12 protein-coding genes, 1 pseudogene and 1 CRISPR repeat array are annotated in these 14,888 nt (G+C 37.1%); of the genes and pseudogenes, 3 read left to right on the top strand and 10 right to left on the bottom strand.

The window, feature by feature from the left end; all coding sequences use genetic code 11:
- Positions 1-94 precede the first annotated feature (94 nt).
- Entirely contained in the window at positions 95-541 is a 447-nt protein-coding gene (locus BQ7394_RS17065; protein ID WP_075558531.1) for an HU family DNA-binding protein, read from the bottom strand.
- A gap of 491 nt (positions 542-1,032) precedes the next feature.
- Here BQ7394_RS17065 and BQ7394_RS17070 point away from each other — a divergent pair, with 491 nt between their 5' ends.
- From BQ7394_RS17070 to BQ7394_RS17080, 3 genes are read left to right on the top strand one after another with little or no spacing between them, the layout of a single operon-like run.
- Positions 1,033-1,275, top strand: a complete 243-nt coding sequence (locus tag BQ7394_RS17070; protein WP_075558532.1) for a DUF4248 domain-containing protein — start codon at positions 1,033-1,035, stop codon at positions 1,273-1,275.
- Complete coding sequence (locus BQ7394_RS17075) at positions 1,268-1,981, top strand: BT4734/BF3469 family protein (RefSeq protein WP_075558533.1); 714 nt, start codon at positions 1,268-1,270, stop codon at positions 1,979-1,981. Before BQ7394_RS17070 ends, BQ7394_RS17075 begins: the two co-directional genes overlap by 8 nt.
- 5 nt (positions 1,982-1,986) lie before the next feature.
- Positions 1,987-3,684 (top strand): DUF3987 domain-containing protein, encoded by a 1,698-nt coding sequence (locus BQ7394_RS17080; protein ID WP_075558534.1) that lies wholly within the window; start codon positions 1,987-1,989, stop codon positions 3,682-3,684.
- Between the two features lie 200 nt (positions 3,685-3,884).
- On the opposite strand, the gene BQ7394_RS17085 is transcribed toward BQ7394_RS17080, so the two are convergent.
- From BQ7394_RS17085 to cas4, 9 genes and pseudogenes are all read right to left on the bottom strand, one after another.
- A complete protein-coding gene (locus BQ7394_RS17085; protein WP_075558535.1) occupies positions 3,885-4,505 on the bottom strand; it encodes a hypothetical protein in 621 nt (206 codons plus the stop codon).
- Between the two features lie 29 nt (positions 4,506-4,534).
- On the bottom strand, positions 4,535-5,221 hold the full coding sequence (locus BQ7394_RS17090) for a PEGA domain-containing protein (RefSeq protein ID WP_075558536.1): 687 nt from the start codon (positions 5,219-5,221) through the stop codon (positions 4,535-4,537).
- Positions 5,222-5,726: 505 nt separating this feature from the next.
- Complete coding sequence (locus BQ7394_RS17095; RefSeq protein WP_075558537.1) at positions 5,727-6,080, bottom strand: hypothetical protein; 354 nt, start codon at positions 6,078-6,080, stop codon at positions 5,727-5,729.
- Between the two features lie 148 nt (positions 6,081-6,228).
- Positions 6,229-6,411 (bottom strand): annotated as a pseudogene (locus BQ7394_RS17100) (DNA-binding protein); the annotation flags it as partial.
- Between the two features lie 39 nt (positions 6,412-6,450).
- The gene (locus BQ7394_RS17105) at positions 6,451-7,626 is read right to left on the bottom strand and encodes an MFS transporter (RefSeq protein WP_075560089.1); all 1,176 of its coding nucleotides are present in this window, start codon (positions 7,624-7,626) and stop codon (positions 6,451-6,453) included.
- 68 nt (positions 7,627-7,694) lie between these two features.
- Positions 7,695-9,578 (bottom strand): ABC-F family ATP-binding cassette domain-containing protein, encoded by a 1,884-nt coding sequence (locus tag BQ7394_RS17110; RefSeq protein ID WP_075558538.1) that lies wholly within the window; start codon positions 9,576-9,578, stop codon positions 7,695-7,697.
- A gap of 109 nt (positions 9,579-9,687) precedes the next feature.
- Positions 9,688-12,874: a CRISPR direct-repeat array (repeat unit 29 nt; unit sequence ATTTCTATTCTAGTTAGTTCAATTAATAC).
- A gap of 217 nt (positions 12,875-13,091) precedes the next feature.
- Entirely contained in the window at positions 13,092-13,355 is a 264-nt protein-coding gene (cas2, locus tag BQ7394_RS17115; RefSeq protein WP_075558539.1) for a CRISPR-associated endonuclease Cas2, read from the bottom strand.
- Positions 13,355-14,371 (bottom strand): type I-B CRISPR-associated endonuclease Cas1b, encoded by a 1,017-nt coding sequence (gene cas1b, locus BQ7394_RS17120; RefSeq protein WP_075558540.1) that lies wholly within the window; start codon positions 14,369-14,371, stop codon positions 13,355-13,357. Before cas1b ends, cas2 begins: the two co-directional genes overlap by 1 nt.
- The gene (gene cas4 / locus BQ7394_RS17125) at positions 14,368-14,883 is read right to left on the bottom strand and encodes a CRISPR-associated protein Cas4 (RefSeq protein ID WP_075558541.1); all 516 of its coding nucleotides are present in this window, start codon (positions 14,881-14,883) and stop codon (positions 14,368-14,370) included. Before cas4 ends, cas1b begins: the two co-directional genes overlap by 4 nt.
- Positions 14,884-14,888 lie beyond the last annotated feature (5 nt).

Consider the following 14,888-nt stretch of genomic DNA (forward strand, 5'->3'; position numbering starts at 1 on the left):
TTTTTAAGTGTCGCAAAGATATGTAAAAAAAGAAGAGATTGCACCAACAAATTGCGCAATCTCTTCAAATTCATTTTCTACTTAAACTCACTTTCTACTCAATCACCGGCCGGTCATCTTCCGAACCGGAGCCGGAACCAGGAGCGGTTACCATCGGCCATTTTTCTACACTGGCCTTAGATATTTCCCTTTTCAAACGTAAACTCGGACGAAAAACAATATGCGGATTCTTAAACATCGACGCGTCATAATCTTTTACATCCGATACTCCTCCACTACCTATTTTCAACTGAAAATTACCTAGTTCCCCAAACTGAACCACTTCACCACGCAACAACGCTTCCGAAGCCACAAACACCAATCCGTCTAACACCAGCTTCACATCCCCGGGAGATGCCGTGCTATAAGCAGAAATGCTGGAACAAATCTGATCAAAACCCAGAGTGCCTGTTGCAGACACACTCCCATAATACTTCTTTGCACCTTCCACTGCATCTTTACTCATGTCCCTCCGTTGGACCAATTTATACTTCAATGCCATAACCTAAACAATCTTTATTATTAATACTATCGCAATCAGAACAGGGCCCTCTCTCTTTCTGATTACAACATAAAGGTACGGAATAGGTATAACATGGGATGGAACTACGTGGATGTTCACATGAAAAAAGTAATTTTTTTTTGAACAACAACTCTTTATGTGCAAATTTTTTCCATTTGGTTACCTACAGATTACTAGGCTCTTTATTTATTTTAAGTTTACTTCTAGGAATGAAATGGGTGTATTAGCATGATATATATATAATATATATATATCATGCCAACATACTCATATCACTCTTAAAAATAAATTTGAAGTAAATAGAGAGTATACGTAATCTGTAGGTAACCAAATGGAAAAAATCAAGACCTAAAAACACGCAAACAAACAAACACAATAAGCTGATTTTCAGCAAAATAAAACACATAAATTTATTTGCATATCACAATAACTACATCTAGATTTGCAGCATAAATCTCAAATAAATAAGCATGAAGATAATAAAATTACGGGAACTGGCATTAGCCTACTTCCCCGGCGATAAGCCAAAGACAGCCCAGCAAAAATTTGCAAAGTGGCTGAGAATAGAACCTCTCCGACGAAAGTTGGAGCTTCTGGGGTGGAAACCTTATCAAAAGGTACTTACACCTAAACAGTTCGACTGCATTATTGATCATGTGGGAGAACCGGATGACGAAATTATTAATCATTTAAAAGGAAACAATTATGCATAAAAAAATTATTTTTTCAGGTTTCAACAATGGGAAGGCAACAAAAAGAGGATGGTACATTCCTTTGGATGTTTTATACCAAAGGACCAAAGAAAGTAAAGAACTACGAGAAAAGACTCTGGATATCCGGGAATCTTATGCCCGTTATAATGAAGCTAAAGCCCGTTGGGAAGAATCGTGTGCAAAAGAGAATTGCGAACAGGAAATAATAGATGCTACCGAGAAAGAGATGAAAGATTGGGAGAAGAAATATAAAGAGGCCAAAGTACTATTACCGATAATCACTGTTCACGCCAGCTTCCCCGAAGGGCGTAAAGATGCAGATTCGCATACCTTTTATAACACTATTCTGACAGATATAGATCATATACCCGAAGAACGGATAAATGAGCTTATACTCCATATAAAAAAACTACCGTTTGTACTATTCGCATGTCGAAGTGTCAGAGGGGAAGGTATTCATATCCTTTCTTATGTCGAGGTGGAAGGCGGCATAAACGATAATAATTTCAAAGATGTCTTTGAGGCTACAACACGCATTGTCGAATACATTTTAAATATTGAGGTTGACAGAAACGTAAACAGCATCAGCCGATGTATGTTTTTGAATCATGACGAAAACGCTTATTATAACCCCGAGGCAACTCCGTTAAACGTAGATACAGCACTGTGGTTGGAAAGAAATAATATTAACAATTCAAATTTTTAATAACAATGAGAAAAAGAAAAATTTTAGTAGCATACTTGCTTGCTGCTGGTAATAATTTAAACTGGGGTGTCGGAAATCGACACTCTACATTAATATCATTAGCAAGTGTACTAAACAAAGCCGGCTTCGATGTAGAAGATGCCGTAGCAGAGTGCACTTCAAGATATGCACAATCTGATTTCGATACCGATGAGATCGAAAAGACCGTCAGAGATGTCTACCGTAGATATTCATCCGAACACGGCAAAAATCAGAACTCTTTTACCCCCCAAAAGGACAAAGGGACAAAAGGACACAAAGGCACGTTGCCAGACAACGAAGAAGAACTGATTGACGACGACAAGCTACTCCCTGCGGAATGTCCGGATGTAGAAGAAGCCAGAAAATATGTCCTTGACTTTTTCTACAAATATATAATTAATCCCAAACGCAGCAAAGAGATACAGTTTACGACATTGATAGCCTTTTTGACGGCAGTAGGAGCTATATTTAAATCTGTAAGATGCTTGATAAAATGGGGTGAAGTGGCAACAGCAAAACTTTACTATCTTGTTAGTGGCCCCGCAGCGTCAGGAAAGAGCTGTATCGGTCGGGGATTTGAAATCTTCCGGATACATGCTAAACACATCGAAAACGAATCGAAAGAAGAGGCTCGAAAGAAAAAAGAAGAACATAAAAACTGGGAAAAGTGCCAGAAGAATTGCAAAGAAGGGGATTGTGGATGCGGTGCCGAACCTGTCATACCGGCACTTGTCAAAATTGACTTATCTCTCAATATATCAGCAAGCAGGCTGATCCAAAAAACAGTGGACAACGGTCTCCTCCCCTGCTTGCTCTATACCACAGAGATCGATTCCAATCTGGATATGAAAGAAAACCCTCTCTCCCCTACTTTAAGGGCGACATATGAAGGCGAACCTATCTCCTCTTATACACAAATACGCGGAGATGTCTACAAAGACAAAACTCAGCTTGCCATACTGGCGGCCGGTACACCTGCACAGTTGACTAACTTTTTAAAAAATAAAGAAAACGGTTTAGCCAGTCGTTGCCTGAATAACTATCTACCGGAAAGTCCCTACCAAGGGTTGAAAGACGAAGGCGATCTAGACTATGACACCTACAAGGCTCATCAAGAAGCATTTGAAGAAAGAGCAAAGACATTCAGCCAATATGCAATGAATGCAGAGCTAACTTTTAACTTGACAAAAAGCTCGCGGGATATGTTAGACACCTACATCAAAGATGCAGAGATGCGTTATGCTCGTTTTTCAAGTGATTCACTTGACAGCTTCATCAGACGATTAACAAAGAAAGATGTCAATCTAGCGATGATCCTAACGGTTTTTGGACTGTATGAAAAGGGAATCCGTACGGGAAAGCATGATATCCCCGACGAAATCATCGCACTCGTAATCAGTTGGAACGACTTCTGGATCGATCAGCATGTGCGTTTATTATCTTCTTTGCCGGATATCCCTGTAAACAAAGATAGTTATGAAACCACATATGCGTATATATTCGAAAACCTCCCCTGCAAGTTTACCTTTGGTCAGGCAGCAGAGATATTCAAGATAATCCAGGATGTACACCCCAAGACAGTCCAACGAGTTCTAAAAAAATGGGTCTCCAAAGGCAGACTCCGGTCAGAGCATAGATGCTATTATAAAGCAGATTGCCCGGAAGCAGCCTCGGAATCCTAAAGCACACAGAGGTATATACAAAGGATAAATAGCTTTATGTCCTTTTGTCCTTTTGTCTTCTTCCCCCAGTTTTTTTATACAGAGGTGAAAAAAGCAACCATATTCTCCGTATAATATCGTTATATCTCCACAGAAATATAATGATATTTCCGGAAGAATATGGTTACTTTATTTTATTCAAAATCAGATAAAACTAAATTTTATTGTTTTATTTCCAAATTATCAAAATCAACCGTTTGTTTACCAAACACATAGAATCCTATTCCAGAAGAAGTTAAAGGCAAATATCTTGCTTCCAAAGCTAACATATCATTTACATAGAATTGCAATCTTTGATATGAACTTTTTACTTTAAAATCTAATGATACTTTCTTTTGAGATTTAAGCTTTATTCTGTTTTTTATTCTACCAACCATCTGGTAATCTTTGAATCTATATAGGTATGATTGTTGTTCTGTCACAACAAACAATAAGAAATTACCTTCATCTATATAATCCAACATAATACCAAACACGTTATTTTCATCTATTTTCTTTACAAGAGCCTCACATGTTATTTCGAAATCTTTATTAGGATCAAATCCCCCATATGTATGCGTTTCAACAAAGGATGGTTCTGCTTTTGTTCCAAACATAATGGTGGCAAAATTACTCGCACCCTTTTTGCTCTCCATATGCATAACCCCATCTCTTATTACTGCTTCTCCATCAGAGGATGATGCTTCAGTCCATCCTAATGAATTACTATCAAAAGTATCTTTTATTTGAGCATTTGTTATTGTTGCCAACAACAAGCCTATTGAAATTAATAAATGTTTCATTGTCAATTCTTTTATTGTTTTATACCTAGTTATTTACCCAACCTGGCTTGAAATTCACTAATTAATGGTTCTAAATCTTTTACGATTCGATTTATTTCCCGATAAGTTTCTTCCCTGTTTTGACCAATTAAAGGTGCGGCCTCTGATGTGATTTTTATTTGGAAAGTTAAATCTCCACCAAGATTACTTTCTTTTACAGAAACTCTTGTTCTTACAACTTTATCTGCATCGGGAAATGTTTTATATAACCAAGGTGTCTGTATAAAACCTGATGCTACATCTGTTGTTTGGATCTCATCAAAATAGTTCAATATTATTTGATGTATCATTTTCCAAGCTAATTCACTGTCTCGTTTTCCATCTTCTTTATCTGTATATAAATCATTGGAGATTTTCACTGTGAAATACTTGTTGACTAATCCAGATGCTACAGATACATCAAAAAAGGCATCTCTGCGTAATGTATAAGAGACTGCTTTTCTTTTATCCGTCGCAAAGAATTTTGTCTCTAATGTCACGTAACCCTCTTTTTCAAACTTTAAAACTAAAAAACCATCTTTCTTTTTAAGAGATGCATTAGTAACTCCATCTGCCACATAATTACCATCAATAAAAATTTTGGCATCTGACGGAATTACCGTTATTTTCACGTCTTTACCAAATAAATTTGGAATAAAGAGTAAAGAAAGAAATAATGATATAATTTTCTTCCTCATAATGATTATATATTTATCCCTCCCTGTCTCCTCCGTTCGGCGTTAACAAAAAAGAAGCGTGGAGACTATTGGATATTATTGACATTGAGGCTCTGGACTGCCCACTACACAATAATAAACAATAGCTCCACGCCTTATGTTGGTATACGATTATATCCTAGCATAATCAGAATGAGTATACAACAACATAGGCGTAGAAACTGTTTGTTATTATCCGTGTAGTTGAAATTGTCCAGATTTCAATGTCGGATAATATCTTAACGCTTCTACGTCTTAATTCTAATACGTGAAGGCAAAGGTAGGGATATTTAGAAATGAAAACAACCGTGTAGCAAATATTTATTATAAATTTTTATATGGTTGAAAAAAGGAATAAGTTCTTTAGACATAGGGGAAGTCCGGATGACAAAATACTCGAAAAAAAGGAGACTACGCAAACAATTTGCGCAATCTCCTTTTATCTGATATAATAACCGTTTATGGGACTACCCGGTGCCTTTTATTATTAAAGGCTCAATGCGCGGTTATTATTATTTGTTACATTCAACAATGTTACATATTTGCGATACTGATCGGGAGTCAGAACCTGTTTCATCAATTTCAAGTTCCCATATACAGCCTGATGCATTTTCTTCTGTTGTTTGCTTTCGCTTGAACGAAGGCTTGCACGTTGCATATCAAGGAAATATTCATTTATATTTGCTACTTCATTTGTCTGAGATGGAGTTAATTGTAAATAATAACTCAGTTTTTCAAAGTTAATAGCAAACGGTTCTTTACTCATCTTACGGTTCTCGCGTGCAAAACCTACTGTTGCACATAATAAAATGGCTGCTACAGCCATACCAAAACGTCTCATAATACCTAAACATTTAATTAATAAACCTAAACATGGAGGCCGCTGCCTCCTATCTATCTCTCTTTTTGCGTTCATCTATATAACAGTATGTTTTATAACATTGTTCACGAACAGGTTTATTAATATATCCAAATCGCTAATATATTTGCTATAACAGATTTGTAATCGCCACAGCCGGAATATCCAGCTTTGAGAATGCAAACATCTTCTTGCCCAAGTCTTTCAGGGAAGCTCCGATATGATATACTTCTGTCCCGTCCACTATCAGAAAACGGTCGTGGCTGTTACGATAGGTCTTTATATCAATCGGAGGATATTGGCTGTAATGTTTTTTTGATCAGGATAAAAATACAAAAATATTATCTAAACCTCAGCCCACCAACTTATATTTCTCATACGACGACCGTACCCAGCGCAGATAAACCAGAAGCGACACCAGGCAACAACCCGAACCGACTAAATAAGCTGTTGCCAGATCTGCACGGGAAGCAATAAAACCGGCAGCAAGCATACCGATTCCCACACCGAAATCGAAAGAAGTCAGATAAGTGGAAGTAGCCGTCCCACGCATATAATGTGGAGCAACATTCACAAAAAGACATTGAATAGCCGGTACACAAACACCAAATCCGATACCGATAGCCAAGGCAGAAGCGAAGAAAACAATCTCATTATGGAAAAGGGCAAAAACGGCAAACGAAAGTGTCAGGAACGTCAGTGCACTGATCGAGACCAGATGAATCTTTCCGTGATCGACCAAACGTCCGGAAATAAGACGGGCCACTCCGACTCCTATCGCCATGAAAATAAAGAAATAACCCGGATTTGCTACATTGATTTCTTTCCCGTACAACACCACAAAAGAGGTCACCATCCCATAAGGAATCGCACTTAGCAGATAGGCCAGGGCTGTCGGCAATGCTTTCACCAGGATAAAACGATCCAGTGAAAAAGTTGGTCTCGGCACTTTCTCCCGCTTCGGATAACGGATCAGGCAAACCGAACCGACACCCACCAAAGCGATTACCAATCCGACAAACACCACAGGATGAAAACCGAACCGGTCATAAATAAACACGGCCACCAACGGCGAGAGCGACATCGCCAGGTTGATCGTCAACCCATAAAAGCCCATTCCCTCTCCTCTTCGTTTGGAAGGGATCACATCGATCGCTATGGTATTGCCGGCAACGGAAGTCATTCCCATAAACCCACCCTGAATAAAACGAACTGCCATAATAGTCAACACCGTCGTTGCAAACAAATAACCGGTAAACATACAGGCAAAAACCATAAAGGCAAACAAATATAATGGTTTACGGGAAAAACAATCCACCAGATATCCGGAGAACGGACGAACACATAACAAACCGATTGAATAACTGGAAAGGGCGATTCCCACTTCCGACGGGTTAATCTTCAGAACTTCCACCAAGTAAACCGGCATAGTTGGCATCAACATATAGAATGAGAAGTTCATCAGGAAATAAGAGATACAACACTGAATGAAATTCCGGTTCCAGAGCACAGGTTTCGTTTCGTTCATATCTTTAGTAATTAAATACGGATGGAAATACTCCCACCCGTACATTATATTATATATGTAATATCGTATTAAGCCAATTCACTTAGCTCCAGCCAACGCATTGTCTTTTCGTCGATTTCTTCAATTACTTTCGCAATACGTTCCGACTTAGTCATCAATTCATCGTTGCTAAGAGTTCCGCTGCTCATTGCCGTTTCCAGTTCAGCTTTTTCGGCTTCAAGCTGCGGTATTTCCGCTTCCAGTGCTTCGAACTCCTTCCGCTCCTTGAAAGTAAGTTTCTTTTTCTGCTCAGGCTGCGGACGGTTATTCTTTTCAGGAGCCGGTGTTTGTTTGGGCTGACGGGCTGCTTCAGCCTCTTTCTCCAACTGATCCTGCACCTCTTTCCAGTCACGGTATTGGGTATAATTACCAGGGAAATCCTTCAAATCGGCATTACCACGGAATACTAACAAGTGATCGACTACTTTATCCATAAAGTAACGGTCGTGCGAAACAACGATTACACAACCCTTAAAGTTTCGCAGGTACTCTTCCAATACATTCAGGGTCACGATATCCAGATCATTGGTCGGCTCATCCAGTACCAGGAAGTTCGGGTTGCGCATCAGGACGGTACACAGATATAAACGACGTTTTTCTCCACCACTCAGCTTATAGACATAGCTATGCTGCTTTTCGGGAGTGAACAGGAAATAATTCAGAAATTGGGAAACACCCAACTTCTTACCGTCCCCAAGATCGACATATTCGGCTATATCCTGCACGACATCGATCACCTTCATCTGCTCGTCAAACTGCAGACCATCCTGACTGTAATAGCCGAAACGGACTGTTTCGCCGACATCGAAGCGTCCACTATCCGGTTCCACTTCGCCCATCAGCATTTTAATAAAGGTAGACTTCCCTGTTCCGTTGTTACCTACGATACCCATCTTTTCGTAACGGGCAAAAATATAATTGAAATCTTCTACAATCTTGATACTGCCGAAACTTTTCGTAACATGTTCCGCTTCAAAAATCTTCGAACCGATATAGGATGCTTTCACATCCAGGTTCACATTACCGTTATCCCGTTGCTGCTTGGCTTTCTTTTCCAGTTCATAAAAAGCATCGATACGATATTTAGCTTTCGTACCGCGTGCCTGCGGCTGACGACGCATCCATTCCAACTCTTTCCTTAACAGGTTGTTGGCACGTTCTACTTCTGTGTTCATCGTCTCCATCCGTTCCTGACGTTTTTCCAGATAATAACTGTAATTACCTTTATACTGATAAATTTGCTGACGGTCTATTTCGATAATCTCGCTGCAGACACGATCCAGGAAATAACGGTCGTGAGTAACCATCAGGATACTGATATTGGCACGGCTCAGGTAACCTTCCAGCCATTCGGTCATTTCCAGGTCGAGGTGGTTGGTCGGCTCATCGAGAATGATCAGTTCGGGGTCGGTGATCAGAACGTTAGCCAATGCCACACGTTTCAACTGCCCACCGGACAGATGTTCTACTTTCTGATCGAAGTTTGTGATCTTCAACTGCGAAAGGATCTGTTTGGCACGTTGTTCATAATCCCAGGCTTTCAGGTTATCCATACGCATCAGGATATCCTGCAGGTTGGAATGATCATCGCTCGCCATCACTTCTTCATACTCGGCAATCAGACGAACCGTCTCGTTCGGAGAATAGAAACAGGCTTGCAGAACAGTCAACCCTTCCGGATAAACAGGTGTCTGCTCCAGATAACCGACACGCAGGTCGTTGCGAAACACAACCGCCCCATTATCATAATCCTCCTTTCCGGCAATGATATTCAGTAAAGTTGTTTTACCTGTACCGTTCTTTGCAATAAGGCCCACTTTCTGACCTTGTGCAATACCAAATGTAATATCCTCAAAAAGAACCAAATCGCCGAAGCTCTTGGTCAGTCCGTCTATCTGTAAATAACTGATCATATTGCCTTGTGTACTTTACTTTGAGGGGCAAAGATACAAAAATTCGGTGGAGAGGCACGATTTAGTCTGGAAAGCCAATATTTTAAATTATGACTTAACTTTTTATTTTCAATAAATTCTAGTTAGTTCAATTAATACCAGGGAACAAACACATATAAGGCATTTCTATGAAATTTCTATTCTAGTTAGTTCAATTAATACGGATAAAGATCTGTTACCTAACGAACCAACTTGCATATTTCTATTCTAGTTAGTTCAATTAATACTCCCTATCGAGCAGTTGATTGGAACCATTGAAACCCATTTCTATTCTAGTTAGTTCAATTAATACATTATACAGTATTACCCTGCCGGCATTACTATCAGAATTTCTACTCTAGTTAGTTCAATTAATACTCAATCACCAGAAGGCTCTTTTAAATATCAAACAGCGATTTCTATTCTAGTTAGTTCAATTAATACTTTCGGAATGAACCCTTTTACCAGTGCCAATTTTCTATTTCTATTCTAGTTAGTTCAATTAATACATTTTGTATATTCGCGGATACGATATGAATTTGTATTTCTATTCTAGTTAGTTCAATTAATACACCTGGAAGGAATTAAACGGGGAGTCCTGCATTGATCATTTCTATTCTAGTTAGTTCAATTAATACAGCTCTAGCTAGTAATATTACCGCATGGTTTCAATATTTCTATTCTAGTTAGTTCAATTAATACTAGTCGATTAATAAGGAGGTTCGTTACTTGTTGATGATTTCTATTCTAGTTAGTTCAATTAATACAGTCGACGCTTTGGAGTATGCTTGAAAAATTCATTATTTCTATTCTAGTTAGTTCAATTAATACAATCTATTCAAGGATTATCCAAAGGTTTTATTCGTGCATTTCTATTCTAGTTAGTTCAATTAATACACGGCCGCGCCGTGTTGCTCTCGAGCGCGAAGGCCATTTCTATTCTAGTTAGTTCAATTAATACCATTTTCGACAATAAGACGAATTTTGTCAAGGTCATTTCTATTCTAGTTAGTTCAATTAATACTAAAAGAAGATGAAAGAAATAACCATTCATAATTTATTTCTATTCTAGTTAGTTCAATTAATACCTTTTTCACTTCAAGATACTCTAAAGCGAATGCATCATTTCTATTCTAGTTAGTTCAATTAATACCTCTTCTGGAATTGGAATACGTTCTTTTTCTTCTATTTCTATTCTAGTTAGTTCAATTAATACAATTCAACATTCCCATTATCAGGAGGGCATACAGCATTTCTATTCTAGTTAGTTCAATTAATACTTATACGAGGAGCTCCCGGAGTTAAAGCGTAAATTCATTTCTATTCTAGTTAGTTCAATTAATACTTATCAATATAAGATGTGTCGGTAGCAGTTGGCACAATTTCTATTCTAGTTAGTTCAATTAATACGCATAAAGTTTAATTCCTTTAGGTTAGAGGCTCCATATTTCTATTCTAGTTAGTTCAATTAATACAGGAGTTCTATAACGGAATAGCTAAGGTTGTAAACCATTTCTATTCTAGTTAGTTCAATTAATACCCTAATGCAGCAACTGCAGCAGCTGCTAAAACGTAATTTCTATTCTAGTTAGTTCAATTAATACTTCTCTGATACCGGGATGAGTTATATATACCAAGATTTCTATTCTAGTTAGTTCAATTAATACAACTGGCAGGAAGTAGGTGGAGGAAGGCTAGGCGGATTTCTATTCTAGTTAGTTCAATTAATACATTTGTGAATATTTCAATGCCGGTCTTTTCAGCTATTTCTATTCTAGTTAGTTCAATTAATACCTTATTTTGAAAACATACATGCCAGACTGAAGGAACATTTCTATTCTAGTTAGTTCAATTAATACCATCGCTTTTTACGGTTTTCTGATCTCCCCAGACAACATTTCTATTCTAGTTAGTTCAATTAATACTTGTACATCTGTGGAGCCAGGGACATTTCTGCCTATTTCTATTCTAGTTAGTTCAATTAATACCACCAGGTACAATCTTCCCCCCTATTTCCAACCATATTTCTATTCTAGTTAGTTCAATTAATACGTCACGAAAGAACTCAATGACCATCCCGGCAAACCAATATTTCTATTCTAGTTAGTTCAATTAATACCCAATTCAACAGTCGGTATTCGGATCTATTTAGTGAATTTCTATTCTAGTTAGTTCAATTAATACTTATCAAAAGAAGCAGGGGGGACACTGATACGTGTATTTCTATTCTAGTTAGTTCAATTAATACATATATAAATGCCGAAAGGCCCCAGTCTATTGACATTTCTATTCTAGTTAGTTCAATTAATACGAAGCGGGAAGAACATCGGTTCCTGCAAATACTGGATTTCTATTCTAGTTAGTTCAATTAATACTGATTTGGAATACGCGTCAGAATACGACGAAATTCCATTTCTATTCTAGTTAGTTCAATTAATACGACGCGGCCCGGGAAAGAGATTCAAATAGTTTCCGTATTTCTATTCTAGTTAGTTCAATTAATACATCTCGAAAGACAACAGACAAACAGCGTGTATATGATTTCTATTCTAGTTAGTTCAATTAATACATATATATTTTCATCTCCATAATATTGTATAGACATATTTCTATTCTAGTTAGTTCAATTAATACTAAATACCAATTTTCATCTTCGCTCTGCTTTTCACATTTCTATTCTAGTTAGTTCAATTAATACATTCGACAGTAATCAAAGATTCAACTGTAATCGTCAATTTCTATTCTAGTTAGTTCAATTAATACCGGGATGCCCTAAGTGTTGTAGTAGCCATTGGGCACATTTCTATTCTAGTTAGTTCAATTAATACTTATTTGATGCATTACAAATTTAGGTCATCCATTATTTCTATTCTAGTTAGTTCAATTAATACAAGGTCTTGCCTGTGACAGGACTAATCCATATATCGATTTCTATTCTAGTTAGTTCAATTAATACCATGGAGCAATTCCGGAATGGGGCACATCTTGAATAATTTCTATTCTAGTTAGTTCAATTAATACTTCAGTTCAGTTTTAAAGGCGAATTAAACGAGATTATTTCTATTCTAGTTAGTTCAATTAATACGATACTTTGGATGCACTGAAAGAGGCTGTTCCCGAATTTCTATTCTAGTTAGTTCAATTAATACCCGGACGTTCGTTTTTTTTATAAATGTCGCTCAGATAATTTCTATTCTAGTTAGTTCAATTAATACTTCAATGGGTTAGATACGTTTTCCCTTCAACTCGATTTCTATTCTAGTTAGTTCAATTAATACCTTATCTATTAAAAATCACAAAGATTTATATATCAACAAGTTCTAAAGTAAAAAATACATATTTCTTGAGATAAAATATGTCGACCTCCAATAATATAAAAAACCTTGGAGGTCGACATATTAGATAAAAGACTATAAATCAACAAGTCAAAGATCTTCTTTAATGTTTTAAGCGATAGAAATCTTCAAAGGTCATGTGATCGACAGATATTAAAAACTAAAGGAATATATCAATAGAACTACGTTCTTTACCTATAATCTGTTTATCCATTGTCACTTTTGAAGCATTCTTAAAAATAACGATACTATCGCAAGTCTTATCCATAAAGGCTTCTGCCTGCATTATCAATTCCTTTAGACGAACTTCGGAGATCTCACCTTCAAAGACAGAATTCTGGATCCAGTTCAAATAACGTCGACAAAGTTTTAACATCTTCGCAACCCGTTTTTCTCCACAATCATAAACTAAGATCACATACATTACCAATACATTTTAAAAGGTTTATATTCCTCTATTTCCAATAAATGCTTAGCTAACTTATAACATTCCAGTTTGATCAAATGTCTGTAACTAACTTTTCTACCCAGGGAACGATGCTGTATCGTTTCTTCCAGCCGATCTTCAACCGCTTTTACAAATATCTTTTTTCCTGATGAGTTTAGCAAGCATTTATTTAACTTCTTGTCAAAATGTTTACTTTGTATCTCTTTACGATTTAGAACCTTAAAAATCACTCGATCTACAATGATAGGCTTAAAAATTTCAGCCACATCCAAAGCCAATGAATAACGTCGCTCACCAGGGGTATGTAAATAACTGATCGTCGGGTTCAGTTGTGTTTGATGTATAGCCCTCAAACATAAAGTATAACACATCATGTTTCCAAACGACATTAAAGCATTTACTTCATTCTGTGGAGGTTGTTTTGTCCGAGAGCCCATTTCAAACTCATTTAAGATCAAATTGAAAGCCTCATAATATGTTTGACGGATCATTCCTTCTACCCCCATCAATTCATCTACAGACTCCGTACCAGAAATTTTCTCAGCATAATTATTGATTATATCCATAATATCTGCCATGTCTTTTCCTCTGCGATTATAATACTGCAGATTTTTTACCATATTATAAGCTGCTCCTTCAATGAACTTTCGTGCAATTACCATACGTTTCTTTTTTGATTGATAAGCAGATGTCTGAGCTAAAATCATCCTTCCGGAAAGCAAAGAATCCCTCGGCATAAACGAACCTGTATAGTTTTCATAATAATCAAAAAAGTGCATTGCAATATCTTTCTGCCCTAGAAAATTAAACAATGAACTATTGGCACGCAAAGAACCGAACACATAAAATTCATTGATATCTTCAATAGGCAAATACCGGGGAGTCCCCAAAACCTCTCGTCCATCCTCATCATCTGAATAAGGAATAAATTTCAATGTATTATCTTTTCGCTCCAATATTCCGGGATTGAACAAATAAAATGTCTTTTTCATAAATCATCTGGTTCTACAATATAACAAAAATCATAATAACTACAGTTTTTACAGATACGCTTTTTATCTTTAGGAGGACAAATATCCGAATGAATTATTTGGCTGATCTCTCCTTTCATTTCATTCAGCGTCTCTCTGTCAACATCACTTAACACGACTTGTTTTGTCTGTCTCAATGTCGGATACTCTAAAACACCGGAACAACCAACAATGCCATTACGTTCAAAGACATATAAATAGTACTTCAATTGCCATTCATGCGCTGTTTCTATTTTATCAGATTTTTTTATCTCATGAATTACTTTGTTCGTTGCATCATAATAATCCACTTTAATCCCATCGACCTCTACCTCTTCATATTTACTTGAACGTTGCGGATAGGAATCTTCGTGGATCAATTTTCCCTCATACACTAAATCTGAAGTATGCTCAAAATTGATACCATTAGCAAACAACCAAAGTTTTCGTTTGCATATTTGATAATAATTGAAATGTGTTCCGGTGATTTGCATAACAA

Source organism: Parabacteroides timonensis (assembly GCF_900128505.1).
GTDB lineage: Bacteria > Bacteroidota > Bacteroidia > Bacteroidales > Tannerellaceae > Parabacteroides > Parabacteroides timonensis.

Coding starts and splice junctions, on each gene's coding strand:
- BQ7394_RS17065 (WP_075558531.1), bottom strand. CDS start 541: ATGGCATTGAAGTATAAATTGGTCCAACGGAGGGACATGAGTAAAGAT.
- BQ7394_RS17070 (WP_075558532.1), top strand. CDS start 1,033: ATGAAGATAATAAAATTACGGGAACTGGCATTAGCCTACTTCCCCGGC.
- BQ7394_RS17095 (WP_075558537.1), bottom strand. CDS start 6,080: ATGAGACGTTTTGGTATGGCTGTAGCAGCCATTTTATTATGTGCAACA.
- cas2 (WP_075558539.1), bottom strand. CDS start 13,355: ATGTATGTGATCTTAGTTTATGATTGTGGAGAAAAACGGGTTGCGAAG.
- BQ7394_RS17090 (WP_075558536.1), bottom strand. CDS start 5,221: ATGAGGAAGAAAATTATATCATTATTTCTTTCTTTACTCTTTATTCCA.
- BQ7394_RS17110 (WP_075558538.1), bottom strand. CDS start 9,578: ATGATCAGTTATTTACAGATAGACGGACTGACCAAGAGCTTCGGCGAT.
- BQ7394_RS17085 (WP_075558535.1), bottom strand. CDS start 4,505: ATGAAACATTTATTAATTTCAATAGGCTTGTTGTTGGCAACAATAACA.
- BQ7394_RS17075 (WP_075558533.1), top strand. CDS start 1,268: ATGCATAAAAAAATTATTTTTTCAGGTTTCAACAATGGGAAGGCAACA.
- cas4 (WP_075558541.1), bottom strand. CDS start 14,883: ATGCAAATCACCGGAACACATTTCAATTATTATCAAATATGCAAACGA.
- cas1b (WP_075558540.1), bottom strand. CDS start 14,371: ATGAAAAAGACATTTTATTTGTTCAATCCCGGAATATTGGAGCGAAAA.
- BQ7394_RS17080 (WP_075558534.1), top strand. CDS start 1,987: ATGAGAAAAAGAAAAATTTTAGTAGCATACTTGCTTGCTGCTGGTAAT.
- BQ7394_RS17105 (WP_075560089.1), bottom strand. CDS start 7,626: ATGAACGAAACGAAACCTGTGCTCTGGAACCGGAATTTCATTCAGTGT.